Here is a 25,788-nt window from a genome sequence, read left to right as displayed (position 1 = left end):
CCGCCCGCCGAACGTGAAGCCTGCCGCACGCTCGAACCCGACCGTGAAGCTGGCTTCACGCTCGTGGAAGCCCCGGCCCTCGTTCAGCTCACAGATACAAGTCTTGCGCCCGGATACGGGCAGTGGCCCAAACGCTGATGAGCGCCGTTGCGACCAGATACCCGCACGCGATCCACGGCGTCCCGCCCGCGGCCGCGATCAGCGCCGTCAGAATCATCGGCGTCAAGCCCGAAGCGTAGATGCCGGAGAACTGATAGACGAACGACAGGCCGGTGTAGCGGGTGCGGGTCGGATACAGCGACGAGTACAGCGTGCCCTGTGCGCCGTAGAACACCGCATGCACGACGCCGAACACGATGACCATGGCGATCCCGAACCAGGCGATGTTGCGCGTGCCGAACAGTGCGAAGGCCGGAAAGACGGCCAGGCCGTAGCAGGCGACCCCGGCCAGATACACCCGTCGGGCGCCGAACCGATCGGTCAGCGCGCCGGATACCGGCAGGAGCACCGCCATCACCAGTGCGGCGATGGTCACCACGATCAGGACCGGGACCCTCGCCAGATGCAGCGCGCCGGTGGCATAGCTGATCGCGAAGACGCCCCAGGTGTTGAACGCCGAGCCTTCGGCCCAGCGCGACAGCAACCCCAGCACGGTGTTGCGCCGGCTGGCGGGTTCGCGCACGATTTCGCGGATGGGAACGCGGGTTTCGGATTCCAGCTGGTGTAACTCGACGAATGCCGGGGTCTCCTCGACCCGCAACCGCACGACGATGCCGATCCCGACCAGCACCAGGCTCGCCAAGAACGCGATGCGCCACCCGTAGGACAGAAACCGCGCCGGCCCGAGCAGGACCTGCAACATGGCGAACATGCCGGTACCCAACGCCAGACCGAGCGCCAAGCCGATCTGCGGGATGGCCCCGAACCGGCCGCGCCGGTTCTCCGGGCTGTGTTCGACGGCGAGCAGCACCGCACCCGCCCACTCCCCGCCGAGCGCGAACCCCTGCAGGATGCGCAGCGTCAACAGCAGCACCGGCGCCCACACGCCGATCTGCGCGGCGGTCGGCAAGGCGCCGATCAGGGCGGTCGCCCCGCCCATGATCACCATCGTCAAGGCCAGGCTGCGCTTGCGACCGATCCGGTCACCGATGTGGCCGAAGACCAAACCCCCCACCGGCCGCATGACGAACCCGACGGCAAATGTCGCGAACGCCAATAGCGTTCCCACCAACGAGCTTTCGCTCGGAAAGAAGGTCTTGTTGAAGACCAGGCCGGCCGCCGTCGCGTAGAGGAAGAAGTCGTACCACTCCACCGTGGTGCCGAGCAGGCTTGCCGCCACGACGGTGCGCAGGCGGTGGTCGCGCTCGGCGTCCGACTCGACGTGCCCGCCCGCCGCTGCGCCCGCCCCGGTGGGCAAGGTGGTTGCCATGTCCGGCTAGTGCGCCGAGGCGACCGCGAACGGCGTCGACGGCGCCGGTTGGGATTGACCGCTCGGACGCTTCCACAGCCCTCGCCGCTCCAGCAGCGGCAGCACGCCTTCGCCGAACCAGTACGCCTCTTCCAGGTGCGGATAACCCGACAGGATGAAGTGGCTGATGCCGCGTTGCGCGTATTCGGCCAACCGGTCGGCGACCTCCTGGTGCGAACCGACCAGCGCGGTGCCCGCCCCGCCGCGCACCAGGCCGACCCCGGCCCACAGGTTCGGCGCGATCAGCAGTTGGTTGCTGTCGCCGCCGTGCAGTTCGAGCATGCGGCGCTGCCCCTCGGACTCGCTGCGCGCCAGGCTGGCCTGCACGCGTTCCACGTCAGCGGGGTCGACCGCCGCCAGCAGCCGGTCAGCCTCGGCCCACGCCTGCTCGGAGGTGTCGCGACTGATGACGTGAATTCGCAAGCCGTACTGCAGGATTCGTCCTTGGTCGACCGCCAGCCCCCGGATCCAATCCAGCTTCTTGCTGACCGCCGGCAGCGGTTCACCCCAGGTGAGGTAGACGTCGGAGTACTTGGCCGCGACCGGCCCGGCAGGTCCGGAGGAGCCACCGAAGAACACCGCGGGCACCGGGTCGGGCCGGTTGTTCAGCGCGGCGCCCTCGACCCGAATGTGGTCCCCGGCGAATGTCACCGGCTCGCTTGACGTCCACAGTTGCCGCACGACGTGCAGGAATTCCGCGGTGCGCGCATAGCGGGCCTGCTTGTCCAGGTAGTCGCCGTAGGCCTGCTGCTCGTGCGGTTCGCCGCCGGTGACGACGTTGAGCAGCAACCGTCCCTCCGAGTGCCGCTGGAAGGTGCCCGCCATCTGCGCCGCCAGCGTCGGGCTGATCAGGCCCGGGCGGAAGGCGACCAGAAACTTCAACGTCTCGGTGCGCTCGATCAGCATGGCCGTCGTCAACCAGGCGTCCTCACACCACAGCCCGGTGGGGGTCAACACCGCCTCGAAGCCGTTGGTTTCGGCGGCCGCGCAGATCTGGTGCAGGTACTTCAGCGTCGCCGGCCGGTCACCGTGCATCGCGGTGCCGTGGCCGCCCGCGACCAGATTCCGCGAATCGCCGTAGGTCGGCAGGAACCAGTGGAAGGCCAAGCTCATCGACAATCCCTCTTCATGTCTCAGGTCCAAAAGTCCAACGATCGATCGTGCGGGACGGTGGCCAGATACGGGAGGGTTGAAAACTGGCAGATCCGATCCCGCGTGTCGCATCGGCGTGTCGGTGGATACCGTCACGATTGGGTTTCCGACACGGCGTGGTGCAGGGGAGGCAACGAGCCCGCGCGCGATGATGACGGTCGTGCCTGACCTGACTCGACGCGCGGCGCTGCGGATGGGTGCCGGCGCCTGCGCCGGAGCCGCCGGCGTCTGGGCGTTGAGCGCCATCCTGGATCCGCTGGAACCGCAGGCAGCGCCGCCGCAAGCACCGGCACCGTTCGAACCCGCGACCGCGGGCAGCACCCTGCCCACCAGGCTCAGCGGGTCGTTCGTCTCGGCGGCCCGCGGCGGCGTCAAGACCAACTGGGTGATCGCCATGCCACCCGGCCAAACCAGGCTGCTGCGGCCGGTGATAGCACTGCACGGCAAGGACGGCAACGCCGGCCAGATGCTCGACCTCGGTGTCGAAGACGGTCTGGCCCAACTGGTCAAGGCGGGCAAGGCGCCCTTCGCCATGGTCGGCGTCGACGGCGGCAACACCTATTGGCACCGGCGGGCCTCGGGCGGGGACTCCGGCGCGATGGTGCTCGAAGAGCTGTTGCCCATGCTGGCCTCGATGGGCATGGACACCTCCCGGGTGGGATTTCTGGGCTGGTCCATGGGCGGCTACGGTGCGCTGCTGCTCGGATCGCAGCTGGGGCCGGCGCGCACCGCCGGGATCTGCGCGATCAGCCCGGCGCTGTACACCTCGTTCACCGGCAGCGCACCCGGGGCGTTCGACAGCTACGACGACTGGGTCCAGCACAGCGTCATGGGCCTGCCGGCGCTGAACCAGATACCGCTGCGGGTGGATTGCGGGACCGGCGACCGCTTCTACTTCGCCACGCGCGGCTTCGTCAACCAGCTGAAGAAACCGCCGGCGGGCAGCTTCTCCCCGGGCGGGCACGACGTAGATTTCTGGCGTGACCAGCTGCCTGGAGAGCTGGCCTGGATGGCGTCGTAGTTGCGATGACCAATCGACCGGCAGCCGGCGCGAATCCCCCGAACAACTCGGCGGGCCGGACCCCCCGAGGCCGGTTCCGCCCCGACATTGAAGGTCTGCGCGCCGTCGCGGTACTGGCCGTCGTCCTCTACCACGCGCGCATCCCCGGGATCACCGGCGGATACATCGGGGTGGACGTCTTCTTCGTCATCTCCGGCTTCCTCATCACCGGCCTGCTGTGGCGTGAGGTCACCACCACCAACACCGTTCGGCTGGACCGCTTCTACGCCGCGCGCGCCCGCCGGCTGCTGCCCGCGGCGGCCACGGTCGGCGTGGTCACCGCGATCGGTGCCGCCATCCTGTTGCCGCCGTTGCAGGCGCGCCGGGTCTTCGTCGACGGGATCGCCAGCGCCCTGTACGTGGGCAACTACCGGTTCGCCGGCCAGGGCACCGACTACCTGAGCTCCGACCTGCCGCCCTCGCCGTTCCAGCACTACTGGTCCCTGGGCGTCGAAGAGCAGTTCTACCTGCTGTGGCCGGCGCTGATCATTGCGACGGCCTGGCTGGTGCGCCGGATCAACCGAGACTTCTCGCCGCGCGCGCCGTATGTGGTGGTGCTGGCCGTGCTCGCCGCGCTGTCGCTGGCCGTGGCGGTGGTCTGGACTCGCACGTCGCCGCCCTGGGCGTTCTTCTCGCTGCCTTCGCGCGCCTGGGAGTTGGCTGCCGGAGGCCTGGTGGCACTGACGATTGACCAGTGGCGCCGGCTGCCGCTACTGCCCGCCGCGGTGATCGGCCGGGGTGGGCTGGGCCTGATCCTGCTGACGTGCACCCAGCTGGGACCGAACACCCCCTACCCCGGCACCGCCGCGCTGTTGCCCGTGCTGGGCACGGCGCTGGTGATCGGCGGGGGCTGCGTCAGCGGCGGGATGGGCGCCGGTCGGGTGTTGTCGCGCCCGGTGATGCGATCCATCGGCAGGGTGTCGTACTCCTGGTACCTGTGGCACTGGCCGGTGCTGGTGTTCGCCCCGATCCTGCTCGGTGACCGGGCGGGCCTGGCGGGCCGGCTGGCCGCGACCACGGTGTCGGCCGGCCTGGCGGTGATCACGTTGCACCTGGTCGAGAACCCCGGCCGCTTCGCTGCCGCCCTGCGCACCTCGGTCAGAGCCAGTTTGGCCTTGGCCGGCGCGGCCACCGCGGTGGCGGCATGTGCCTGCGCCGGGCTGTTGACGGTGGTGCCGGCGCCGGTAGGGCACGGCGCGGCCGCCCCACAGGCCAAGATCATCGCGCTACCTCCGGCTCCGGGGGGCCAGCCGCAAGCCGTCAGCCCGCAGGAGGCGGCTGTGCGCAGCGCGTTCGAGCAGGCGCGCGACGCGGTCGCGGCGGCCGCCGGGCTGCGCGCCGTCCCGTCGAACCTCGACCCACCGCTGGCCCGGGCGCCAGCCGACAAGGCCGCCGTCTTCGTCAACGGCTGCATGCGGTCGTGGCGCGACCTCGGGCAAAGCGAATGCGCCACCGCCGACAGGTCGTCGCCGACGACGGTGGCCCTGGTCGGCGATTCCCATGCGGCCATGTGGGACCCGGCACTGCAGCAAGTCGCCGAGCAGCGGCACTGGCGGCTGGAGACGATGGCCAAGGTGACCTGCCCGCCGCTGCAGGATCTGCCCATCGTCAGCCCGTATTTGGGGCGCCGGTACACCGAGTGCGAGCAGTGGCGCACCGAGGTCATGGGCCGACTGCAGGCCGAGCGGCCGCGGCTGGTGGTGCTGAGCATGAGCCGCCGCTACCACGCCGACTTCAGCTTCACCTCGTTTGACCCCGCCTGGCTCGACAGCTTGACCCGTACCGTGGCGCAGCTGCGTAAGGCGGGGTCCGCGGTGCTGATCCTGGGACCCGTCGCCGACCCGCTGTCGTCGGTGCCGACCTGCCTGTCGGCTCACCTCGACGATGCCAGTGCCTGCGCGCCGGGCCGCGCGGTCGCGGTCAATGGTGACGGCATCGCCGCTGAGCAGGCGGCCGCGACGGCCGGCGGCGGGCACTACGCGGACCTGACCGACCTGTTCTGCAGCCCGCAGCGGTGCCCGGTGATCGTCGGCAACACGCTGGTGTTCCGCGATGACAACCACGTCAGCACCGAATACGCCCAGCTGCTGGCACCGGTGATCGGCGCGCTGGCCGACCGCGCTCTGGGGGAGGGATGAACGCCTTGCTCAGTCCCTGCGTCTTACTCGAAGAAAGGTTGTTGGAGGTTCTCACATGACTCTGCTGCTGGTGTGCCTGACTGCGGCCACCCCGCTGGCCGGAGTCGGGCTGGTGCGGCTGCAGGCTCGACTCGAGCGCTGGGCCTACGAACGCCACGCGGACGACTAAGAGCCCTACGGCGACAACTGCGCGCCGATGAGCGGTGCGATCTTGCCCGCCAGGTAGGCATGGCCGGCGTCGGTGGGGTGCACCCCGTCCGCGCCGATCAGACCCGGGGCGTCGGTGAACCAGCGCTCGGCGATCGGGTCGACGAACGTCGCTCCCGCGGCCTGAGCTTCGGCGCCGAGCACGTCCCTAATCTGCAGCACCGGGATCGGCACATCAGCGGTCGGCCACGGCGGCCCGATCACCAGGAACCGAGCCGACGGCGCCAAATCGTGCGCCAAACCGTAAGCGGCGCGGACCTTCTCGGCCAGCTGCCCGAGATCGACGCCCTGGTCGTTGCGGGAGCCGAAGAACACCACCAGCGCGTCGTCGCCCTTGACCGCCCTGGCGGTCAAGTCCTGAAAGATGCTGCCGTGATCGCCCGGCACGCCGTAGCCGGCCCGGCCCTCAGCCGCCACGTCGGCGACCACCCGCACGCCTCGGCGATTGAGGGACTGCCAGGCCAGCGCGGTCCACCCTTTAGGGCCCAGGCCACCCTCGTTCGTGCCGGTCGTGTAGGAGTCGCTGACCACCGCGACATGGTTCAACCGGAAATCCATGGTCAGCGCGTCGTAGGGGCGCACCCGGGGGGCGTCGTGCGCGACCACGCCGACCAGGAAGGCAAGGCCCAGGACGAACGTGGCCAGACGACTCACTGCTACCTCCACCGCGAAACGGCATGGTCGTGTGCCGCATCAGATCAACGGAATCGTACGAAGAAACGACGCGAAATCGCGTCGACGCGCGCAGGCGATTTCCTCCCCTGGCAGGCGCTCAGCAACCGTCACACCGCGCGGGCCGACACCGCCTCCCGCGCATCACCGATCGGATGAACCTTGGACGGTTCACCGGGTTCGGGTTTCGCCGTCGCCGGCCGGATGTCGACCATGCGGCGCATCCACCGACGGCCCGGCTCCTCGACGAAGTGATAGAGCAGCACCGAGCCGGCCACCGCGATGGCCAGCAGCGCGAAGATGTTCCACTTCCACGGGTTGTCCTCGGGGGTCAGCTCGAACTGCAACACCGCCCACCCCCACGCGGTGTGCACCAATTCGTGAACCATGTACAGGCAGAACGAGATCTGCCCGCCGAACACCATGACCCGCGTCGACAGCAATCTGGGCAGACTGCCCACCCCAATCGCCAGCGTGATGACCAGCGGTACGAACAACATGTCGACTACCCCGCCGCTGTCCACCACTCCGCTGATCGGATGCGCGTCGAGGAAGTACAGAATGCCGACCATCGCGGCGATCAAAACGACCGACAGGTAACCGGCGACGCGGCGGGTGCGGTGGGTGGGCCGCAATCTGCGCACCGCCGCGCACGCCAAGGCGCCGGCGGCGAACTGCGTCACGATCCGGGGCAGCCAGCTCCACGGCGTGTAGAACTGGCCGCTGGCCAACGACAGCACCACCGGCGGCAGTGACGCCGCGACGGCCAGCCACATCAGGCTGCGCGCGCGGGTGGCGTGCTTCATCCGGAAGATCACCAGCACCAGCACGCCGAACAGCAGGTAGGCCAGCCATTCCGCGCTGATCGACCACGCCGGACCATCCCAACTGGTCCCGTCGAAGAACGGCTCGAACCACAACTGCACCAGCACGATCTGGCGCAAGTAACTGATCGCGGTGAGTTGCCCGGCCTCCGGGGAGGGGATGTGTCCGACGTGCAAGGTGAAGATCACCCAGAGGGCGGCCAGGTGCAAGGTGACCAGGTACACCGGCCACACGCGGGCCAGCCGCAGCCACAGGAAGTGCAGGGTCGCGCGCGTCGACCAGGACCGGCCCATGCGGTCGAGGTAATTCCAGGTCAGCACGAACCCGCTGAGGATGAAGAACAGGTCGACGCCTTGTGCCCCGCAGTTGAGGATCGGTGCCAGGTTGTCGCGGAAATCGGGCGACGCGTCGGCGATCATCGGGCGGAAGTGAAACAGCACGACCCATACGGCGGCGATGATGCGCAGCCCGGTCAGGGCCTTGATTTCTCCGCTGCGCACGATGCTCTTTCGCCCAAAACTCTGCTGTGTCGTTCGCTTGCAATTCCGCTGACCGGGCGACTGATCCGTATCGCAGGCCTTCCCCCAGCTCCGCGACAAGCAACCGGCAGCCATCGCAGCCTAGCAGCGCGATGGCGCGCGACGAAGTAACCGAAGCGGCGACGGCGATGGCCGGTGTTGCTCGGGATTGCGCACGCCGACCGGCGGAGACCTTCTTATTAGCAAAGAGTTAGACGTGACTCTCGGTCTCCTTAAGCTTTGCGGGTTAGCTATGAGCAAGGGATTGGTCGGCGTGGCGGCCTCCGCAATGGCATGGGGAATGGGGACTGCTCATGACTAGCGTTATCAACAACGGCGCCGTGGAGTGTGGCGACGCTCAAGTGCGGGCATACTGCCACCACGTGGCGACGGTCGTGACAATCCGCGGCGAGATCGACGCCGTCAACGTCGACCGGCTGGCCGACTACGTCCGGCACTTCATCCTGGAAAAGGACCGCGTGGTGCTCGACTTGAGCGACGTCACGCACTTCTCGGCAGCCGGCATGTCGCTGCTCTACACCGTCGACGACGAGTGCGGCGCGGCCGGAGCGGAATGGAAGCTGGTGCCGAGCCCCGCGGTGATCGATCAGCTGTGTCAGAGCAAGGACTGGGCGCTGCTGCCGATCGCGCGCTCGGTGCACGAGGCGCTGCGCAGTCTCACCGACGCCATCGCGAGCCGGCGGCGTCTGATGCTGCCGCTGATCAAGAAGTCGGCCTAGAGCGACGCAGCCTGGCCAACGCCACCACCGCGAGCACCCCGGCGACGGTGGCCAGGAACAGCGTCAGCACCAACAGGTCAGGGTGATAGATGACTGATCTGGTGGCCGGCTGCCCCTCGGCCACCGGTGCGACGGCCACCACGGTTCGGGTGTGCGCCCAGCTGACCGCGGCGGCGACCAGGACCGCTGCGGCCACGGCAAGCTCCACCACACTGCGGTAGCGAGCGATCACCACCGTGACTCTTTCTCGTCGTCGTCGTGGTCGTCGTCGATCTGCACCGGCCTGACTCGTTCCTGCACCAGCGGGGTCAGGGCCGCGCGCAGGTGGCGATGGCGACGCGCCCAGGCTTGCGCGGTGCGGCCTCCGGTGAGCCTCAGCCCGATGCCGACCCGGCCGCGCGGTACCCCGTTCAGCTCACCGAGGCTGCGCGCCGACTGCCACTTCTCCAACGGCTTGTCCGACTTCACCGAGTTGACCGGTTCGGGATAGACCCGCACGATCTCGGACACCAGGATGGTTTCGGTGCCTTGCCGCAACGCTTCTTCGGTCAGCTCGACCGAGGTGTGCATGCGCGCGGCCATGATCTGTATCCCCAAGAACACCGACACCAGCACCAGAAAGATCGCCGGGATCAACAGCCCGACGCTGGCACCGCCGGACATCTGCAGCACGACCATCGTCAGAGCGCCGAGCGGGCCGGCCAGCAGCCAATACCAGCTGGCCCCCGGTTCGTAGAACAACGGCTTGGGATCGGTGTCCCCCGCTGATGTCATGTCCGCCTCGCCTTGTGAATCTCGTCCGTCACGTGAGCCAGCCTGCCGCATCGGCGGCCCAGTATGTGAGCACGATATCGGCTCCGGCGCGGCGGATGCTGGTCAGCGATTCCAGGGCCGCGGCCCGCTCGTCGATCCAATTGTTCGCCGCGGCAGCGCGAATCATCGCGTACTCCCCCGACACCTGGTAGGCGGCCACCGGCACCGGCGAGATGTCGGCCGCGGCGGCCAGCACGTCCAGGTAACCCAGTGCGGGTTTGACCATCACGATGTCGGCCCCCTCGTCGAGGTCGAGCCGCACTTCACGCAGCGCCTCCCGGGCGTTGCCGGTCTCCTGTTGATAGGTCCGACGGTCCCCGGACAGGCTGGACGACACCGCTTCCCGGAATGGGCCGTAGAACGCCGAGGCGAATTTCGCGGCGTAGGCCAGGATCACCACGTCGGTGAAACCGGCGGCGTCGAGTCCGTCGCGAATCGCGGCCACCTGGCCGTCCATCATTCCGCTAGGGCCGACCACGTGGGCACCCGAATCTGCCTGCGCGACAGCCATTTCGACGTAGCGAGCCAAGGTGGCGTCGTTGTCGACGCGGCCGCGGGTGTCCAGGACGCCGCAATGCCCGTGGTCGGTGAACTCGTCCAAGCAGGTGTCGGCCATCAATACGGTGGCGTCCCCGAGGTCTTTGGCCAAGTCGCGCAGTGCGAGGTTGAGGATGCCGTCGCGGTCGGTGCCCACCGACCCGGTGCGGTCCTTGTCCTCCTCGCGCGGCACGCCGAAGAGCATGAGCCCACCCACTCCGGCGGCGACGGCCTCGGCTGCGGCACTGCGCAGCGAGTCGCGGGTGTGTTGCACCACCCCGGGCATGGAAGCGATCGGCCGCGGTTCGTCGATACCGTCGGCGACGAACATCGGCAGCACCAAATGCCTTGGCTCCAAGGAGGTTTGGGCCACCAAGCGACGAATCGCGGTGGTGGAGCGCAGCCGGCGCGGACGCTGCCTCGGGTAGGCGTTCATTCGCGGCCGCGAGTGTGCGCAGAATGCCAGCCTCGGCGGCGTGTCGGTGTACAAACACGCACGCTCGCCAGCCTGGCAACCACTAGCGCCTGCGGCTCTTCTTGCGCGGCGGCGGCAGCGCACCCTCGGCGCGCAGCCGGGCGGCGTGCTCGGCCAGCGCGTCAACCAGCGGGCCCACCGCGGCGGTGTCGGGCTGAACGTCCACCCGCAAGCCGAATTCCGCAGCGGTCTCAGCGGTCTTGGGGCCGATGCAGGCAATGATGGTCCGCGCGTGCGGCTTACCCGCAATACCGACCAGGTTGCGCACCGTCGAACTCGACGTGAAGCACACCGCGTCGAAGCCACCCGTCTTGATCATCTCGCGGGTGGCCGCCGGTGGCGGGGCGGCCCGCACGGTCCGGTAGGCGGTGACGTCCTCGATCTCCCAGCCGCGCTCGCGCAGGCCCTCGGCCAGCGTCTCGGTGGCGATGTCGGCCCGCGGCAGCAGAACCCGGTTGACCGGGTCGAAAATGCTGTCGTAGGGCGGGAATTCGTCGAGCAGACCCAGCGAGGACTGCTCTCCGGCCGGCACCAGCTCCGGGCTGATGCCGAACGCGCGGACCCGGTCGGCCGTCGACTCGCCGACACAAGCGATCTTGACGCCGGAGAACGCGCGCGCGTCCAGGCCGAATTCGCCGAACTTCTCCCACACCGCGCGCACCGCGTTGGTGGAGGTGAACACCACCCACTGGAAGCGGCCGTCGACCAGGCCCTTGACGGCCCGCTCCATCTGGGCGGGGCTGCGCGGCGGCTCGACGGCAATCGTCGGCACCTCGATCGGCAGCGCGCCGTAGGAGGTCAGCCGCTCGCTCATCTCGCCGGCCTGATCCTTGGTGCGGGGCACCAACACGTTCCAGCCGTACAGCGCCCTGCTCTCCCACCAGTTGAGCTTGGCGCGGCTGGCCACCGTCTTGCCGATGGTCACCACCAGCGGTCCGGTCAGCGGACCTGCCGGGTCGTTGCTGCCGCACAGGACGGCCGGATCGGTCAGCCCCTGCAGCGTGGTTTCCACCGAACGCTGCTGGCAGGTGGTGCCTTGCGCGGTGACCACGCACGGGGTGGCCTCGGCCAGTTCGTGCTCGATCAGCGTGCGGGCGGCGTCGGGCAGGTGCGAGGCGGTGGCCTGCAGGATCAGCGGGCCGGGCGCGGCGGCCAGCGCCTCCCAGTCCACCTCACCGCGTACGTCGGCCACCGTGTGGGATGAGCCCAGCGGCAACCCGGCATAGGTCGGTACCGCACTGGTCGCGGCCAGTCCCGGCACTATCTCGATGTGTAAGTGCGCGCGTGCGACGGCGTTCACCTCGGTGATGACCGAGTCCACCATCAGCGGATCGCCGGACACCAGGCGCACCACGTCGGCGCCCCCGCGGGCCTCGGCGGTCAGCGTCTTGGCGACCTCGGCGGGATCGCCCAGCGCCGGACGGATGTCGGGCCCGGCGGGCATGACCGTCGGGGTGGCCGGAGTGTTGCCCGGGTCGGAACCGTCCCCGTCGGCGCCGGCGGGCGGGTCGGCGGGCACCGGTCCGGACACTGGCGGCAGGTCCTTGCCGATCAGCGCCAGCACCTGCTCGGGCACATCGGGGTCGGTGAACACCAGGGCCGCGTTGGCCAGCACCGTGGCGGCCCGCGTGGTCAACAGGCCTGGGTCGCCAGGACCGGAACCCACGAAGGTGATGCGGCCCGGTCTCGGCTTACGGCCTCGCGTCGTCATTGTCGCTCCCACGTAATCGTTCTCAACTTCCTCGCGCGGGGTCTTCCCGCGCTCCCCTCATCAGCTCCCGAGCACCCAACTCGAACAGCTCCGCGGCGACCGAGAGTCCAAGCTCCCGAGCCCGTTCGGTAGCTCCGATGCCGGACGCACGGATCACGTCGGACCCGTCCAGCGCCGCCACGCAGCCGCGCAGCGACAGCTCCTCGAAGACATGGCCGTCGTCATCGATCGACTCGACCACTTCGGCGATCGCGCCCACCGGTGCCGAACAACCAGCTTCGAGTTCGGCGAGCAGGGCACGTTCGGCAGTGACCGCCGCACGGGTGTCGGCGTCGTCCAACTCCGCCAACACCGCCGCCAGCCCGCTGTCACCAGCGCGGCATTCGACCGCGAGCGCACCCTGAGCCGGCGCTGGCAACATCTGCACCGGCTCGAGCGTCTCGGTGACGTCATCCAGACGGCCCAGCCGGGCCAGACCCGCCCGAGCCACCACGATGGCGTCAAGATCACCACTGCTTACCCTGTTCAACCTGGTATCTAGGTTGCCTCGTAGGGGGCGGATTTCCAAACCGAGACCCAGTGCTCTAAGCTGTGCCGCCCGGCGCGGGGACGACGTTCCGACCAGCGAACCAGTCGGCAATTCCCCCAGCACCAGGCCGTCCCGGGCCACCACGGCGTCGCGGGGGTCGTTGCGCGGCGGAATCGCCGCGATGGTGAACCTGGGATCGTCGGCGGTCGGCAAATCTTTGTGCGAGTGCACGGCGGCGTCGACGCGACCGTCGTCCATGGCCTCGCGCAGCGCCGTCGTGAAGGCACCGACGCCCAGGGTGGCGATCGGCGCGGAGGATCGGTCACCCGCGGTGCTGATGATGACCAACTCCGCGGCGTGGCCGTTGGCGATCAGGGCATCTCTGACGGTGGCAGCCTGGGTGGTGGCCAGCAAACTCCCCCGAGTGCCGATTCGGATAACGTCGGTCAAGCGGCTACTCGGGGGACTGCGGCGGGGTTCCGGGCACTTGCTGCCCGCGGGCGCCGGCGTCGAATGCCGTTGGTACGGCGGGCAATTCGCCCGCGGTCGCGACGGCGTCGACGGCGGTCTGGTCTAGTTCGAAAAGCTCGCGCAGGGCCTCGGCGTAGCTGTCGCCGCCCGGCGCGCTGGCAAGCTGCTTGATGCGCACCGTGGGCGCATGCAGCAGCTTGTCCACGACGCGACGCACGGTGCGGGCCACCTCTTCGCGCTCGGAGATCGCCAGCCCGGGCAGCCGGTTGTCCAGGCGCAACAGCTCGGCCTCGACCACGTCGGCGGCGCGCTGGCGCAGCGCGGTCACGGTCGGGGTGACCTCGGCCATCCGCTGACCGGCCAGATAGTTGGCGACTTCGGCGGCGACGATGTGGCGCGCGGCGTCGACGTCGGACGCCGCGGCGTGGGCCGCCGGCTCATGTTGGACGCGGTCGACATCGACCACCCAGACCCCGGGCAGCCCGGCCACCGCCGGATCGACGTCCCGGGGCATGCCCAGGTCGCAGATGACCAGCAATCGTGCTTCGTCGCGGTGCGCGGCGACCAGCGCGTGGTGCACATCGGCCAGCGACACCACCGGGCTGACCGCCCCGGTACAGCTGACCACGACGTCGGCGTCGGCCAGCGCGTCGGAGAGCCGGTCCAACGCCATCGCTTCGGCTGGCACGCCCGATTCACGCAGCTTGCGCGCCAACCGCTGCGCCCGGGACAGCGACCGGTTGAGCACGCGAATGTGTCCGATCCCGGACCGGGTCAGGTGGGCCGCCGACAGGGCACCCATCGCGCCGGCGCCGACCACTACGCCCGTCTTGCCGGCCAGCCCGCCCAGTCGGCGGTCGGCCATGCCGAGCGCGACCGACACCACCGAGGCGCCGGCGGCGTCGATGGCGGTTTCGGAATGCACCCGCTTGCCGACCGACAGTGCCCGCTGGGCCAATTCGTGCAAGACCCGGCCGACGGTGCGGTTGGCCTCGGCGGTGGCGTACGCGCGGCGCACCTGGCCGAGGACCTGCTGCTCGCCGACCACCGCCGAATCCAGACCACTGGCCACGGCGAACAGATGCTCGACGGCGGCCTCGCTGTATCGCACGTAGGCGTATTGGGTGAGGTCGCCCATCGTCATGCCGGAGTACTCCGACAGCGCTTGGCCGACAGCGGCCAACCCGCCGTGGAATGCCTCGACCACGGCATAGACCTCGACGCGGTTGCACGTCGAGAGCACCATGGCCTCGGTCACCAGCGGCGACTGCAGCACCCGGTCGACGATCTTGACCCGATCGGACTCGTCGATGCTCAGCTGTTCCAGGACGGAGACCGGCGCGCTTCGGTGCGAAACCCCGAAGAGCAGGATGCTCACGGCAGCATCACCTGGCCCGCTCCCTTGCGTAATCAGAAAGTGAACTACTACCTACGGTAGACGTTCGTCAGCTGGCCTACCAAATATCGGTTCGGGCCAGGTCCGCGCGCAACCGGGGTTCGTCGACCTCCCAATAGCTGTGTTCACGGCCGTTGAGCAGGACGACCGGCAGGCGATCGCCGAATTCAGCCCGCAGCGAAGGATCCCCCGCATTGGCCTTCGCGTCGACGTCGGTGGTGGTCAGGTCGAAGTGCAGTTCCTCGGCCAAGGCCGCGAGTTGCGTCTGGACGCGCAAGCAGATGACGCAGCCGTCGCGCGTCAGCAGCGTGACCTGCGGGCGGCTTGCGGGTCGAGTCATCAGACCAGTCTGGCACTGCCCGGGGCGGTGCTTCGCGGGTGATTTGCGGGTGAATTGTGGGCGACCGGTGGCCTCGTTAGGTTGCCGCTGTGGCCGGTGCGAGTGAGTTACATGTCGATCCCGAGCTGATGCACGGGTTCGCCCAAGCGCTGATCGGTGGGGCCGACGATCTGCGGACGCGGTTGGCCGAGCTGGACGGTCGGGTCGGGGAAATGCTGCACGGCTGGCGCGGTTCGTCGGGAAGCGCCTACGCCTCGGCGTGGCAACTGTGGCATCGCGGAGCCGGGGAAGTGGAGCTCGGCTTGTCGATGTTAGGGCGCCTGGTGGCCCAGGCTGGTGCCGGTCATGGCGCCAATGAGCAGGCCGCCGGTGCGGCATTGCGGGACGTCGGCCATGTCTGAGGCGTTTCGGGTGCAGCCGGAGGCACTGGCCGAGGCGGTGCAGCAGATGGCCGACTTTCAGCGCTATGCCGAAAGCATGATCGGCGAAATCGACCGTCTGATCGAGAGTTTGCACGCCAACTGGTCCGGGCAGGCGGCGGCGGCACACGCCGAGGCGCATCGCCATTGGGCCGCTGGCGAGGCGATGATGCGTGCGGCGTTGGCGCGGCTGCGCGCGGCGGGGGCCGGCGCGCACGCCAATTACACCAACGCCATGTCGACAAACTCGAGTATGTGGTCATGACGAAATGGCCCCGCTGGCAGTAGATCCCGCAGCGCTGGAAGACGCCGGCGCCGCGGTGGTCTCCGCCGGCGAGGGTCTGGAGTCCGTCGTGTCCGGGTTGGTCGCGGCGCTGTCGGGTGGTGCGGGCATGGCCGGTAACGATCCGGCCGGCGCGGCGTTTGGCCGCAGCTACGACGCCTCCGCGGCCGAGCTGGTCAAAGCCATGGCAACGGCCCGAAATGCATTGTGCGGTTTGGGTGATGGCGTTCGCGTGTCGGCGCACAACTATTCGGTGGCCGAGGCGTTGTCTGATGTCGCCGGGCGCAGTCACGCGTTACCCATGCCGGTGCTGAGTCACGGCTTCACGACAGGGTCACCTCCGTCGGCGGTGGGTGCTGGTCGCGGCGCCCCGGCCGGCTGGGGGTGGGTGGCTCCCTACCTCGGAATGATCTGGCCGACCGGTGATTCCGCGAAGTTGCGGGCCGCGGCTCAGGCCTGGATGGGGGCCGGCACCAAGTTCGCGCTCACCGAAGTTCTCGGCACCGGCCGGCCGATGGAAGTTGTTCGCTCGCAACAGATTCCGGAGGGCGCAGCCGTGGAGGCCGCCTTCTGCGTTGCGTATACCAGTACCACGGGCATTGTGCACCAGTGCGAATCGATGGCCGCACAGCTGACCGGTTACGCGGCGGCGATCGATGCGGTGCACGCCGCAATCCTGGACTTGTTGTCGCGCATCTGCGACCCGATGACCGGGATCAAAGAAGTCTGGGAGGTGTTGACCGGCGAGGACGAAGACGAGATTCGCCGGATCGCCAACGACATTCGGACGGTGGTCGATCATTTCAGCGCTGAAGTCGCCGCGCTGGGCGCGCAAATCGCCGGCGTGATGGCAGCGGCTGGGCGGGTCATCACCACGATGAGCGGCCATGCCCAAAGGCAGTGGGACCAGTTTCTGCACGGCAGCGATGTCGGGCGCAACGTCGACACGGCGGGCCAATACTTCAAGGGCATCGGCCTGGAGGCCGGCGGAATGCTCAAGGGACTTTGGGAGATCAGCCAACCGCGCGCGCTGATCGATCCGCTCGGCTTTCACCACTCGATGACCGACATAGTCAAAGGAGCGCTGCGGCTAGCCGGCTTGGGCGGTGAGCATGCCCCCTCGGTCGAGGAGTCGTGGAAACAGCTCGGAAAGAGCCTCAGCCACTGGGACGAATTCCAGTCCAATCCCGCCGAAGCCCTGGGCAAGTCGGTGTTCGACCTCGGCACATTCGCCCTTCCGGGCGGCCCGCTGTCGAAGCTGGGCAAGGCCGGACACTCCGCCGCCGAAGCGCTCAAGGGCTTGAAGAAGCCGCCGCCCTTCGAGCCGCCGGGTGGTCGACCGCCGGTTGAGCTGCCCGAGCCGGGTCCGAAGCCGCCCGAGCCGGGCCCGAAACCGCCACCCCCCAAGCCACTAGATCCCGGAAACCCAACGCAGGCGCCCGCCGCCAAACCAACGCCCGGCCCAACGAGCGGCCCCCTGCCGCACGGCCCGGTCGAGTCCAAGCCACCAATGGGCGGGAAGCCTTCAGCCGGTGAGTCGCTTCGGCCGACCGCGGCGGTGCCAGGGTCCGGCAGCAAGCCGCTTGCTCCTCTAACGGCAGAGCAGACGTCCGCACCACATCCACAACCGGCTAATGCTGTCCCCGCTCAACTCGTTGCCACAGCACCGCATTCGGCACAGACGCCCCAACTTGCCTCCAAGGTCGGCGGTGGGGCGTCGGCCGAAGCGGCACCGGCCTTCGGCGGCGGATCCCACGCTGCAGATCCGGGCGGTCACCAATCCGGACGGTCCTACCCCCCGAGCGGCGGTCCGCATCCGCCCGGCGATGGCGGCGGCACTCGCCCACATCACCCTGACGAGGGCAAGGGATCACCGCCATCACACCCGCCTGCCGACGGCTCGCCCACCGAAGATCTTGGGGAGGGGGATCAATCTGGACACACCAAGCCGTCGGATCTGCCTCCGTGGCGGCAAGCACAGCTGGGTCTTGCCGAGTCGCCCGAGCAGCTCGTTTCCGATTTGGTGCGCCGTGGCTGCCCACCCGATATTGCCGAATCAGCGCTGCACAGTCCGTATACAGGAATGACTGCTCAACAGATTCTTGACAAATTCTGGAATTCCGCCGAAGGGACATGGCGTTGGCCGGAGCACAATGGTTTCGCCGACGGACAATGGGAAACGGCTCGAAGTATTCCGGAGGATGTGTGGCTAGACAGGATCGGAGAAGTAAGCGACGGTCGAGGTGACTTTATGGGTGCGGTCGGCGACAGCTATCCGAAACGCAGCCTCGCCCCGGGCACGAGTGGTGACTATCATGTTTTTCAAGGAACTGGCCAGCCTATCCCCGATAACTGGGAGGTTCGCTATGGCAACGTTTCGGAGGCATTTGGCCAGCCTGGGGGTGGGTCTCAATGGGTAGTAGTCGATGATGAAGGTGAATTCGTCTTCATTTTGAGGTTGATAGACGATGGTTACCTCAGAAAGATCCAGGAGAATCCGTCGGAGATGGATAGGACGCAAGGTGACAGATATTGAGCGCCAGGATAGCGACGCGTTCGCCAAAATAGTGGATTACTACGAACTTTGGCGTCAAATCTATGAGTTGGCAGGCGAGCAACCCAAGGATAAGGCGGCCTGGGAGAATGGGCGCCTATACTTTCCTAGTGACTATAGCGAGAAATCGCGCGAATGGCCAGAATGGCGAACAAAGGGGGATTGGCAAGCATGGATAATTGAGCCGGCACCGGAAGGGTACAACAATGTGGTCCACTCAGTGATGCCCGAAAGATCGTCCGAGCGATCAGAAAAAGTGGAAGCGGTATTCTCCCGGCCCACGGACGCCGGTAAGTACGTGCTCACAAATATTGGAAACTTCCTGCGGACGAAGCTCGGATTGAACTCCGTAATACTCGCATGGAATGTGCAAGGTCTCGACCCGCGGATCAAGGTGTCCCCCGCCGGACCGCACTTGCTTGACTACTTCTTGAAGATAAGACCTCGAACGTCCAGAGAGATTGCCAGTCGACATCTCAAGCAGTACACACTTTCCGATGACCCGAACCGTTATGGCATTGCGTTACCATCCGAGGAGAAATACATGCAGGTGCTGGCGCTCTCCTACGAACAGCTCAATTCGGCGCTGCTCGATGGCATGCCAGAAAGTATTACTTCTAAGGTCCCGCTCTGGATCCAGTAACCGCGCCATCTGACATGGGCTTTTCGCGCAGTTGTGGTCGATCTTGGTCGAGGAGGATGGATGACGGAAAAGATCGCCGGTAAGACGTTCATGACAGCGGAAGAGGCAGGCGTCCCACCGCCGACCGAAGAAGAGATCGCGCGTGCGCGCGAGACTTTCGATGCGTTCCAGCGAGAAGTCGACGCCATCGCGCCAGAGGACCGAGTGACCGACGTTTCGCCGAAGTTCTGGGACGACACCTCGGGCACCGAGTACGAACGGCGGCCACTCAGCTGAGCTGCCGCCCGAGTGTGAGGCTGGCCGCGCACTCGGAGCCGACGGTGCGGCTGTCCGCGCACTCGCGGCGGTGGCCCGCTGCGGTCATCACCGAACGAGGTTTCCTCAGTGCGACAAAGGATCCCACCGTAGCTCAGTCGTCGACGTTCGCTGGCAACGTTGAGTTCAAAATTTTTGCGAGCACAGGACGAGACATAACATCAATCTCTCTTCACCCTGGCGAACAAGAAGTACTGTTTCCGGCGGGCACGAAATTTTATGTAATAAGCAAGTCGCAAGACCCGGTCACGGGCCGAACCATCATCGAAATGATCGAGCGATAATGCTCATTCGTTTGAGGAAGTTGCATAGGAACGGAGACCAGCCACGATGAGTAGAGAATTCGCGGGAAAGATTTTTTCGACACCAGAAGAGGCCGGTGTCACACCGCCGACCGAAGAAGAGATCGCGCGTGCGCGCGAAGCTTTCGATGCGTTTCAACGACGAATGGATGCAGTACCGCTGGAAGATCGAATGAAAGAGGTGTCGCCGAAGTTCTGGGACGACACCTCTGGCACTGAACTCGAAGAGCGGCCACACAGCTGAGATAACGTTCTTCAGGTGGAGGGTCTAGTCCGAACATGAATATCACGGACTTCAGGGTTCAGTCCGCTGTGTCTGCCGTTCGTGTAGTAGTGAACTCACAACGCACGCATCCATAAACCGGGGAAGATTTGCCTCAATTATCTGGACGGCTTTCGCGCAGTTGTGGTCGATCTTGGTCGAGGAGGATGGATGATGGAAAAGATCGCCGGTAAGACGTTCATGACAGCGGAAGAGGCAGGCGTCCCACCGCCGTCCGAAGAAGAGATCGCGCGTGCGCGCGAGACTTTCGATGCGTTCCAGCGAGAAGTCGACGCCATCGCACCAGAGGACCGAGTGACCGACGTGTCGCCGAAGTTCTGGGACGACACCTCAGGCACCGAGTACGAGCGGCGGCCACGCAGCTGAGCTGCCGCCCGAGTGTGAGGCTGGCCGCACACTCGGAGCCGACGGTGCGGCTAGCCGCACACTCGCGGCGGTGGCCCGCCCTAGCCGCACACTCGGCGGTGGCCCGCCCTGGCTTCACGCTCGCGGCTGTAGAACCCCCAGCGGCCCGCAACGACGCCCAGCGACAAACGGTACACCCGCGGCGAGCCCGCAACGGCCCCCACCGCACACAACCTCCGCCGGATAGGGTTGACATCGGCCGCATGACACCGGCCACCGGGCACAGCGACTTGGGAGGTTCGGCGATGGCTACCTCGGTCCCAGGCAACGCAGACCACTTCGGTCCTGCCGACCTGGGGTCGTTGGCCGGGAGCGCCAGCGCCGAACGCGCGCTCGACGACATCCGCTCCGACGACAGCCGCCAACCGCCCCCAGTCGACCTGACCGCCGCAGCATTCTTCGACGTCGACAACACGCTCGTGCAGGGCTCCTCGGCGGTGCACTTCGGCCGCGGGCTGGCCGCTCGCGAGTACTTCACTTATCGCGACGTCCTGGGCTTCATTTACGCCCAGGCCAAATTCCAGATTCTCGGCAAGGAAAACAGCAACGATGTCGCCGCCGGTCGGCGCAAGGCTCTGGCGTTCATCGAAGGCCGGTCGGTCGAAGAGCTCATCACCCTGGGCGAAGAAATCTACGACGAGATCATCGCCGACAAGATCTGGCCGGGCACCCGCGAGCTCACCCAGATGCATCTGGACGCCGGGCAGCAAGTCTGGTTGATCACCGCCACCCCCTACGAGTTGGCCGCCACCATCGCCCGTCGTCTGGGCCTGACCGGCGCGCTGGGGACGGTGGCGGAATCGGTCGACGGCATTTTCACCGGCCGACTCGTCGGCGAGATCCTGCACGGTACCGGCAAAGCGCACGCCGTTCGCTCGCTGGCCATCCGCGAAGGGCTCAACCTCAAACGCTGCACCGCCTACTCCGACAGCTACAACGATGTGCCGATGTTGTCGCTGGTGGGCACCGCCGTCGCCATCAATCCCGACGCCCGGCTGCGCAGCCTGGCCCGCGAGCGCGGCTGGGAGATCCGCGATTTTCGGACCGCTCGGAAAGCCGCCCGCATCGGCGTGCCCTCGGCGTTGGCGCTGGGCGCGGCCGGCGGCGCGCTGGCGGCACTGGCTTCTCGGCGGCAATCTCGCTGATAAGCTGCGCCGCTAGCATCTATTCGAGCGGAGAGCACAGCTTTATGACGACCCCCCAAGAAGCCGAAGGTCTCATCGGCAGCAATTACCGAGGATCTGACTACTTCGAGGTCGGACGCGAGAAAATTCGGGAGTTTGCGGTCGCGGTCAAAGACGACCACCCAGCGCACTACAACGAAGCCGACGCCGAGGCTGCCGGATATCCGGCGCTAGTGGCGCCCCTGACGTTCGCTGCGGTCGCCGGCCGGCGCGTGCAGCTCGAGATTTTCACCAAGTTCAAGATTCCGATCAACATCGCCCGCGTCATCCACCGCGACCAGAAGTTCAAGTTTCACCGGCCAATTTTGGCCCACGACAAGCTCTTCTTCGATACTTATCTAGACTCGGTCATCGAGTCGCACGGTACTGTGCTTGCTGAAATCCGCAGCGAGATCACAGACGCCGAGGGCAAACCGGTCGTCACCGGCATCGTCACGATGCTGGGCGAAGCCGCAACTCAAGAAGCGAGCACTGCGGAGACCGTCGCCGCAATTGCATCCATATCAGCCGGAAAGTAGGGTCAATTCAATGACGTCACAAGGGGAAACGGGTAGCACCCAGCTCAAGCCGCCGGTCGAGGCAGTCCGCTCCCACTACGACAAGTCCAATGAATTCTTCAAGCTGTGGCTCGACCCGTCGATGACCTACAGCTGCGCCTACTGGGAAGAGGGCGCCAAGACGCTGGAAGAGGCCCAGTACGCCAAGCGCAAACTCTCCCTGGACAAGCTCAACCTCGAACCGGGCATGACGCTGCTCGACATCGGCTGCGGCTGGGGCTCCACCATGCGCCACGCGGTCCAGGAGTACGACGTCAACGTCATCGGCCTGACGCTGAGCGAGAACCAGTACGCCCACGATGTCGAGAAGTTCAAGGAGATCGACAGCCCCCGCCGCAAGGAGGTACGGATCCAGGGCTGGGAGGAGTTCGACGAGCCGGTCGACCGGATCGTGTCGTTGGGCGCGTTCGAGCACTTCGCCGACGGCGCGGGTGACGCCGGCTTCGAGCGATACGCCACCTTCTTCAAGAAGTTCTACGACCTGACGCCCGAAGACGGCCGGATGTTGCTGCACACGATCACCATCCCGGAGCCGGAAGAGGCCAAGGAGTGGGGCCTGACATCGCCGATGAGCCTGCTGCGGTTCATCAAGTTCATCCTGACGGAGATCTTCCCGGGCGGTCGGCTGCCCCGTATTTCGCAGGTTGACCACTACTCCTCGCAGGCCGGCTGGAAGGTCGAGCGCTACCACAAGATCGGCCACAACTACGTGCCGACGCTGGACGCCTGGGCCGATGCGCTCGAGGCGAACAAGGAGAAGGCGATCGAGCTCAAGGGTCAGGAGACCTACGACATCTACATGCACTACCTGCGGGGCTGCTCGGACCTGTTCCGCGACCGGTATACGGGTGTCTGCCAGTTCACCCTGGTCAAGTAACGCACGACGCAAATAACCCCCGGGGGTGTTGCCCACCGGGGGTTATTGCGTCACAGCTCAGCCAAAGAAAATATTGCGGCGCCCGGCCAGCAGCCGGTACAGCGTCTGCTGGATCGTCTCGCGCACCTGGTCGGTCAACTCGAAGGTGACCATCGGGTCCTCGGCGTCACCGGGCGCGTAGTCCGCGGTGTGGATGGGCTCGCCGAAGGCGATGTGCCACTTGGACGGCAGCGGCACCAGGCCCGCGGGCCCGGCCAGCGGGAACAGCGGCGTGATGGGGAAATACGGCACCCCGAGCAGTCGGGCCAGCAGCTTGACGTCGGTGAGCATCGGATAGATCTCTTCGGAACCGATGATCGAGCACGGCACGATCGGCGCCTTGGTGCGCAGCGCCGCGGAGACGAATCCGCCCCGCCCGAACCGTTGCAACCGGTAGCGGTCCTCGAAACGCTTGCCCAGCCCCTTGTAGCCCTCCGGGAACACCGCGGTGAGCTCCCCTGAGGCCAGCAGGCGGTGCGCATCGGTGGTGCAGGCCATGGTGTGCCCGGCTTTGCGGGCGGTCGCGCCCACCACGGGCAGGTCGAACACCATGTCGGCGGCCAGCAGACGCAGATCGCGTTGCGCCGGGTGCTCGTCGTGCACCGCGACCGACAGCATCAGGCCGTCGAATGGCAACACTCCGGCGTGATTGGCGACCACCAGCGCCGCGCCGTCGTCGGGGATGTTCTCGATGCCGCTGACTTCCACCCGGAACCAGGACTTGAAGAAGAACCTCAGCAAAGGCCGGACGATTGCGTCGTTGAAGTGCGGATCGAACCCGAATTCGTCGACCTCGTAGTCGCCGATCAACCGTTGCCGTAGAAAACCGGCGACGGCCGCGACGCGCTGGGCAAGGTCGTTCAGCGGCGCTTCGGGGCTCGAGGTTCCGCCAGCGGCGCGGCGGTGCTCGTCGATTTCGCGGACGACGGCGGCGATCTGGTCGGCCGACGCGCGGCCATTGGGGTCGGCGAGCAGCGAGGGGTGTTGACGAGCGGCATCCGCCCGTTGCGTGGCACGGCGACGCGCAGCTACACGACCCCGATTCGTGTGCAGTGGAATGACATTCGCTCTGGACTCACCCGCCACGATATCTACCTGACCCCACCCCACGGAATTGGATTTCGGCTACCCAAACGCTGCGCTAACGCGACGGCGCGGCCCTCCCAGGAGCGTACCCGATCTGGGTCGATAATGGGAGTGATGCCTCGTCCGCGCAGGTAATCGTCGAAGGCTTCCGCAGTCGACCATTTCGGTTCAAATCCAAGTTCCGTACGCATTCTCGTCGTATCCATGACGCGCCCATAACTTAAGTAATCAAACTGCTCGCGATTGATTTCGGTGTAACGATTAGCGCGTCTCAGCGAATCGAGCGCCCACACGCCAAAGCCCGGAACCGGTAGAGGAATTCGACCCGCCCGACGGATCGCTTGAGACAGCATGATTACCCCGTTTGCGCCGACGTTGAACGTGCCCGCCTTCCCGGCCATGGCAGCGCGCTCCAACGCGCCGAGCGCATCCTGCTCGTGCAACAACTGCAGTCGGGCGTCGCGGCCGAACATGGTGGGCACCAGCGGCCCGGCCAGATAGCGGGACAGCGTGGTGTCCATCGCAGGGCCGATCATGTTTGCCAGCCGCAGGATCGTCACCGCGATATCGGGTCGGCGCCGGCCCAGCCCACGCACGTAGCCCTCGATGTCGAGGCTGTCTTTGGCAAAGCCCTCGCGGAACGGTCGACGGCTGCTGCAGTCTTCGGTGAACACCGCGGGATCGTGCGCACTCGACCCGTACACCTCGGAGGTCGACTTCAGCACAACGCGGCGCACTGAGGGCGCCTTCTGGCAGGCCGCGAAGAGCTGCATCGCGCCCATCACGTTGAGTTCCTTCAACGCCGCGCTGCCACCCGCCCGCGGCGCGTACGACGCCGCCGCGGCGTGCACGACCGTGTCGACCTCGCCGCTGCGAATCACTTTGGCAATAAAAGGATTCCGGATGTCGGCGCGGACGAATTCCGCTCGGCCCATCCGCCGCAACATGTCTTTGCTCGGCGCGATCGCGTCGACGGCGATGACCCGGTTGATCAGCGGATTCTGGGCCAGGCGCGCAGTCAAATAGCCGCCGAGAAACCGGCAGGCGCCGGTAACCAGCACGACTTTCGGATAGTGCACATTGTCGCCGCCGCTGGTTTCGTCACCGCCCCGGCTATTCGACGATTCCACCCCGATAGCCTAGCCGCGAGTGGCAACAACAGCGTTACGGGAGGGTGACGCTGCCCGCCGACCGGACTTACTTGCCGAGTTTTCTGCGCTGCACCCGGGTGCGACGCAACAGCTTGCGATGCTTTTTCTTGGACATCCGCTTGCGCCGCTTCTTGATGACTGAACCCATGAACTCCGCTATCTGACCCGTATCCGGCTAATTGGAATTGACCCAGATACTTTACCCGGCAGGCCACACCGAACACCAAACCGGCAGCCGCGCGACCGGTTCCAGGGCGCGCGACGATATGTCAAACGGAGCGACGGGTGCGGTCAGCCCGCGTCGAAGTAAGACGTCTCCAGCATGTCGTGGACGGCCTTGGCGTGCACCCGGAAGGACCGCCCGACCCGAACCGCGGGCAGCTCGCCGTTGTGCACAAGCCGGTACACCGTCATCTTCGAGACCCGCATCAGCGCCGCGACCTCAGCGACGGTGAGAAATTGTGTGCGGGACTGCTGGCCTTCGGCCGAGCCGCCGTCCCGTCCCTTACCTGCAGAATCCCGTGCTGATGGCCCGTTACTAGACGTCATCGCAACCCAATCGTGTCAGGCACCCGCAATCCCAGCGGCTTCCCCTCCGCTGGCACCAACGAGTGCATACAAAGAGGAGAATAGCGGGA

29 protein-coding genes are annotated in these 25,788 nt (G+C 66.7%); 14 read left to right on the top strand and 15 right to left on the bottom strand.

The window, feature by feature from the left end; translation table 11 throughout:
• Window positions 1-88: 88 nt before the first annotated feature.
• Window positions 89-1,429: an MFS transporter gene (locus I2456_RS04395; RefSeq protein ID WP_085075024.1), complete on the bottom strand. Its 1,341-nt coding sequence runs from the start codon at window positions 1,427-1,429 to the stop codon at window positions 89-91.
• A gap of 6 nt (window positions 1,430-1,435) precedes the next feature.
• Window positions 1,436-2,581, bottom strand: coding sequence for an LLM class flavin-dependent oxidoreductase (locus I2456_RS04390; RefSeq protein WP_068161593.1), 1,146 nt, complete (start codon window positions 2,579-2,581; stop codon window positions 1,436-1,438).
• A gap of 190 nt (window positions 2,582-2,771) precedes the next feature.
• Between I2456_RS04390 and I2456_RS04385 the strand changes: the two genes are divergently transcribed.
• Together I2456_RS04385 and I2456_RS04380 are read left to right on the top strand one after the other, a co-directional pair.
• Complete coding sequence (locus tag I2456_RS04385) at window positions 2,772-3,641, top strand: alpha/beta hydrolase (protein ID WP_085075090.1); 870 nt, start codon at window positions 2,772-2,774, stop codon at window positions 3,639-3,641.
• A gap of 5 nt (window positions 3,642-3,646) precedes the next feature.
• Window positions 3,647-5,818: an acyltransferase family protein gene (locus tag I2456_RS04380; protein ID WP_085075025.1), complete on the top strand. Its 2,172-nt coding sequence runs from the start codon at window positions 3,647-3,649 to the stop codon at window positions 5,816-5,818.
• 174 nt (window positions 5,819-5,992) lie between these two features.
• On the opposite strand, the gene I2456_RS04375 is transcribed toward I2456_RS04380, so the two are convergent.
• A complete protein-coding gene (locus I2456_RS04375) occupies window positions 5,993-6,679 on the bottom strand; it encodes an Rv0518 family GDSL lipase (RefSeq protein WP_085075091.1) in 687 nt (228 codons plus the stop codon).
• Window positions 6,680-6,807: 128 nt separating this feature from the next.
• On the bottom strand, window positions 6,808-8,022 hold the full coding sequence (locus tag I2456_RS04370; RefSeq protein WP_241007859.1) for an acyltransferase family protein: 1,215 nt from the start codon (window positions 8,020-8,022) through the stop codon (window positions 6,808-6,810).
• Between the two features lie 332 nt (window positions 8,023-8,354).
• Between I2456_RS04370 and I2456_RS04365 the strand changes: the two genes are divergently transcribed.
• Window positions 8,355-8,780, top strand: a complete 426-nt coding sequence (locus tag I2456_RS04365) for an STAS domain-containing protein (RefSeq protein ID WP_085075027.1) — start codon at window positions 8,355-8,357, stop codon at window positions 8,778-8,780.
• Here the strand turns inward: I2456_RS04365 and I2456_RS04360 are convergent.
• The 7 genes from I2456_RS04360 to I2456_RS04330 form a co-directional block, all read right to left on the bottom strand.
• Window positions 8,764-9,012 carry a hypothetical protein gene (locus I2456_RS04360; protein ID WP_085075092.1) on the bottom strand — a complete coding sequence of 83 codons (249 nt, stop codon included), beginning with the start codon at window positions 9,010-9,012 and terminating at the stop codon, window positions 8,764-8,766. The two genes, I2456_RS04365 and I2456_RS04360, sit on opposite strands and share 17 nt — an antisense overlap.
• The gene (locus I2456_RS04355; RefSeq protein WP_068022895.1) at window positions 9,009-9,554 is read right to left on the bottom strand and encodes a DUF3093 domain-containing protein; all 546 of its coding nucleotides are present in this window, start codon (window positions 9,552-9,554) and stop codon (window positions 9,009-9,011) included. Before I2456_RS04355 ends, I2456_RS04360 begins: the two co-directional genes overlap by 4 nt.
• A 28-nt stretch (window positions 9,555-9,582) precedes the next feature.
• A complete protein-coding gene (gene hemB / locus I2456_RS04350) occupies window positions 9,583-10,566 on the bottom strand; it encodes a porphobilinogen synthase (protein ID WP_085075028.1) in 984 nt (327 codons plus the stop codon).
• 82 nt (window positions 10,567-10,648) lie between these two features.
• A complete protein-coding gene (locus I2456_RS04345) occupies window positions 10,649-12,316 on the bottom strand; it encodes a bifunctional uroporphyrinogen-III C-methyltransferase/uroporphyrinogen-III synthase (RefSeq protein WP_085075029.1) in 1,668 nt (555 codons plus the stop codon).
• A gap of 22 nt (window positions 12,317-12,338) precedes the next feature.
• Window positions 12,339-13,295 (bottom strand): hydroxymethylbilane synthase, encoded by a 957-nt coding sequence (gene hemC / locus I2456_RS04340; protein ID WP_068022300.1) that lies wholly within the window; start codon window positions 13,293-13,295, stop codon window positions 12,339-12,341.
• A 4-nt stretch (window positions 13,296-13,299) separates the two neighbouring features.
• Window positions 13,300-14,694, bottom strand: coding sequence for a glutamyl-tRNA reductase (locus tag I2456_RS04335; protein WP_085075030.1), 1,395 nt, complete (start codon window positions 14,692-14,694; stop codon window positions 13,300-13,302).
• A 76-nt stretch (window positions 14,695-14,770) separates the two neighbouring features.
• Complete coding sequence (locus I2456_RS04330; RefSeq protein ID WP_085075031.1) at window positions 14,771-15,052, bottom strand: glutaredoxin family protein; 282 nt, start codon at window positions 15,050-15,052, stop codon at window positions 14,771-14,773.
• A gap of 128 nt (window positions 15,053-15,180) precedes the next feature.
• Here I2456_RS04330 and I2456_RS04325 point away from each other — a divergent pair, with 128 nt between their 5' ends.
• From I2456_RS04325 to cmaA2, 11 genes are all read left to right on the top strand, one after another.
• The gene (locus tag I2456_RS04325; RefSeq protein WP_085075093.1) at window positions 15,181-15,453 is read left to right on the top strand and encodes a WXG100 family type VII secretion target; all 273 of its coding nucleotides are present in this window, start codon (window positions 15,181-15,183) and stop codon (window positions 15,451-15,453) included.
• Complete coding sequence (locus I2456_RS04320; protein WP_085075032.1) at window positions 15,446-15,736, top strand: WXG100 family type VII secretion target; 291 nt, start codon at window positions 15,446-15,448, stop codon at window positions 15,734-15,736. The genes I2456_RS04325 and I2456_RS04320 overlap by 8 nt, the downstream gene beginning before the upstream one ends.
• Window positions 15,737-15,740: 4 nt before the next feature.
• A complete protein-coding gene (locus I2456_RS04315) occupies window positions 15,741-18,290 on the top strand; it encodes a glycohydrolase toxin TNT-related protein (protein WP_085075033.1) in 2,550 nt (849 codons plus the stop codon).
• A complete protein-coding gene (locus tag I2456_RS28340) occupies window positions 18,277-18,951 on the top strand; it encodes a hypothetical protein (protein ID WP_241007858.1) in 675 nt (224 codons plus the stop codon). The genes I2456_RS04315 and I2456_RS28340 overlap by 14 nt, the downstream gene beginning before the upstream one ends.
• 60 nt (window positions 18,952-19,011) lie before the next feature.
• Complete coding sequence (locus I2456_RS04305) at window positions 19,012-19,227, top strand: hypothetical protein (RefSeq protein WP_068022315.1); 216 nt, start codon at window positions 19,012-19,014, stop codon at window positions 19,225-19,227.
• Between the two features lie 14 nt (window positions 19,228-19,241).
• Window positions 19,242-19,550 carry an ADP-ribosyltransferase gene (locus I2456_RS04300; RefSeq protein WP_313958006.1) on the top strand — a complete coding sequence of 103 codons (309 nt, stop codon included), beginning with the start codon at window positions 19,242-19,244 and terminating at the stop codon, window positions 19,548-19,550.
• Between the two features lie 46 nt (window positions 19,551-19,596).
• Window positions 19,597-19,812: a hypothetical protein gene (locus I2456_RS04295; RefSeq protein ID WP_085075035.1), complete on the top strand. Its 216-nt coding sequence runs from the start codon at window positions 19,597-19,599 to the stop codon at window positions 19,810-19,812.
• A gap of 189 nt (window positions 19,813-20,001) precedes the next feature.
• Window positions 20,002-20,217: a hypothetical protein gene (locus tag I2456_RS04290; RefSeq protein ID WP_085075036.1), complete on the top strand. Its 216-nt coding sequence runs from the start codon at window positions 20,002-20,004 to the stop codon at window positions 20,215-20,217.
• Window positions 20,218-20,501: 284 nt separating this feature from the next.
• Window positions 20,502-21,401 carry an HAD family hydrolase gene (locus I2456_RS04285; RefSeq protein WP_085075094.1) on the top strand — a complete coding sequence of 300 codons (900 nt, stop codon included), beginning with the start codon at window positions 20,502-20,504 and terminating at the stop codon, window positions 21,399-21,401.
• A 44-nt stretch (window positions 21,402-21,445) separates the two neighbouring features.
• The gene (locus I2456_RS04280; protein WP_068022324.1) at window positions 21,446-21,958 is read left to right on the top strand and encodes an FAS1-like dehydratase domain-containing protein; all 513 of its coding nucleotides are present in this window, start codon (window positions 21,446-21,448) and stop codon (window positions 21,956-21,958) included.
• Between the two features lie 10 nt (window positions 21,959-21,968).
• Window positions 21,969-22,874, top strand: coding sequence for a cyclopropane mycolic acid synthase CmaA2 (gene cmaA2 / locus I2456_RS04275; RefSeq protein WP_085075037.1), 906 nt, complete (start codon window positions 21,969-21,971; stop codon window positions 22,872-22,874).
• 57 nt (window positions 22,875-22,931) lie between these two features.
• On the opposite strand, the gene I2456_RS04270 is transcribed toward cmaA2, so the two are convergent.
• The 4 genes from I2456_RS04270 to I2456_RS04255 all read right to left on the bottom strand — a co-directional run bounded on the left by I2456_RS04270 (window position 22,932) and on the right by I2456_RS04255 (window position 25,699).
• On the bottom strand, window positions 22,932-23,999 hold the full coding sequence (locus tag I2456_RS04270) for a lysophospholipid acyltransferase family protein (protein ID WP_068022910.1): 1,068 nt from the start codon (window positions 23,997-23,999) through the stop codon (window positions 22,932-22,934).
• Between the two features lie 5 nt (window positions 24,000-24,004).
• The gene (locus I2456_RS04265; RefSeq protein WP_068161924.1) at window positions 24,005-25,129 is read right to left on the bottom strand and encodes an SDR family oxidoreductase; all 1,125 of its coding nucleotides are present in this window, start codon (window positions 25,127-25,129) and stop codon (window positions 24,005-24,007) included.
• A 67-nt stretch (window positions 25,130-25,196) separates the two neighbouring features.
• Window positions 25,197-25,298: a 30S ribosomal protein bS22 gene (locus I2456_RS04260; protein WP_003402602.1), complete on the bottom strand. Its 102-nt coding sequence runs from the start codon at window positions 25,296-25,298 to the stop codon at window positions 25,197-25,199.
• Between the two features lie 143 nt (window positions 25,299-25,441).
• Entirely contained in the window at window positions 25,442-25,699 is a 258-nt protein-coding gene (locus I2456_RS04255; RefSeq protein WP_068022335.1) for a cell division/environmental response transcriptional regulator, read from the bottom strand.
• Window positions 25,700-25,788: the final 89 nt, after the last annotated feature.

The sequence above is a fragment of the Mycobacterium kubicae genome, assembly GCF_015689175.1.
GTDB lineage: Bacteria > Actinomycetota > Actinomycetes > Mycobacteriales > Mycobacteriaceae > Mycobacterium > Mycobacterium kubicae.
This window is presented reverse-complemented; position numbering and strand designations above follow the sequence as displayed.

Bases quoted from the DNA above. Each gene is read 5' to 3' on its own strand.
- hemB (WP_085075028.1), bottom strand. From the start codon at position 10,566: ATGAACGCCTACCCGAGGCAGCGTCCGCGCCGGCTGCGCTCCACCACC.
- I2456_RS04345 (WP_085075029.1), bottom strand. From the start codon at position 12,316: ATGACGACGCGAGGCCGTAAGCCGAGACCGGGCCGCATCACCTTCGTG.
- I2456_RS04390 (WP_068161593.1), bottom strand. From the start codon at position 2,581: ATGAGCTTGGCCTTCCACTGGTTCCTGCCGACCTACGGCGATTCGCGG.
- I2456_RS04280 (WP_068022324.1), top strand. From the start codon at position 21,446: ATGACGACCCCCCAAGAAGCCGAAGGTCTCATCGGCAGCAATTACCGA.
- I2456_RS04295 (WP_085075035.1), top strand. From the start codon at position 19,597: ATGAGTAGAGAATTCGCGGGAAAGATTTTTTCGACACCAGAAGAGGCC.
- I2456_RS04305 (WP_068022315.1), top strand. From the start codon at position 19,012: ATGACGGAAAAGATCGCCGGTAAGACGTTCATGACAGCGGAAGAGGCA.
- I2456_RS04380 (WP_085075025.1), top strand. From the start codon at position 3,647: ATGACCAATCGACCGGCAGCCGGCGCGAATCCCCCGAACAACTCGGCG.
- I2456_RS04290 (WP_085075036.1), top strand. From the start codon at position 20,002: ATGATGGAAAAGATCGCCGGTAAGACGTTCATGACAGCGGAAGAGGCA.
- I2456_RS04285 (WP_085075094.1), top strand. From the start codon at position 20,502: ATGGCTACCTCGGTCCCAGGCAACGCAGACCACTTCGGTCCTGCCGAC.
- I2456_RS04260 (WP_003402602.1), bottom strand. From the start codon at position 25,298: ATGGGTTCAGTCATCAAGAAGCGGCGCAAGCGGATGTCCAAGAAAAAG.
- I2456_RS04255 (WP_068022335.1), bottom strand. From the start codon at position 25,699: ATGACGTCTAGTAACGGGCCATCAGCACGGGATTCTGCAGGTAAGGGA.
- I2456_RS04365 (WP_085075027.1), top strand. From the start codon at position 8,355: ATGACTAGCGTTATCAACAACGGCGCCGTGGAGTGTGGCGACGCTCAA.
- I2456_RS04385 (WP_085075090.1), top strand. From the start codon at position 2,772: ATGACGGTCGTGCCTGACCTGACTCGACGCGCGGCGCTGCGGATGGGT.
- I2456_RS04395 (WP_085075024.1), bottom strand. From the start codon at position 1,429: ATGGCAACCACCTTGCCCACCGGGGCGGGCGCAGCGGCGGGCGGGCAC.
- cmaA2 (WP_085075037.1), top strand. From the start codon at position 21,969: ATGACGTCACAAGGGGAAACGGGTAGCACCCAGCTCAAGCCGCCGGTC.
- I2456_RS04355 (WP_068022895.1), bottom strand. From the start codon at position 9,554: ATGACATCAGCGGGGGACACCGATCCCAAGCCGTTGTTCTACGAACCG.
- I2456_RS04330 (WP_085075031.1), bottom strand. From the start codon at position 15,052: ATGACTCGACCCGCAAGCCGCCCGCAGGTCACGCTGCTGACGCGCGAC.
- I2456_RS04315 (WP_085075033.1), top strand. From the start codon at position 15,741: ATGGCCCCGCTGGCAGTAGATCCCGCAGCGCTGGAAGACGCCGGCGCC.
- I2456_RS04325 (WP_085075093.1), top strand. From the start codon at position 15,181: ATGCACGGGTTCGCCCAAGCGCTGATCGGTGGGGCCGACGATCTGCGG.
- I2456_RS04320 (WP_085075032.1), top strand. From the start codon at position 15,446: ATGTCTGAGGCGTTTCGGGTGCAGCCGGAGGCACTGGCCGAGGCGGTG.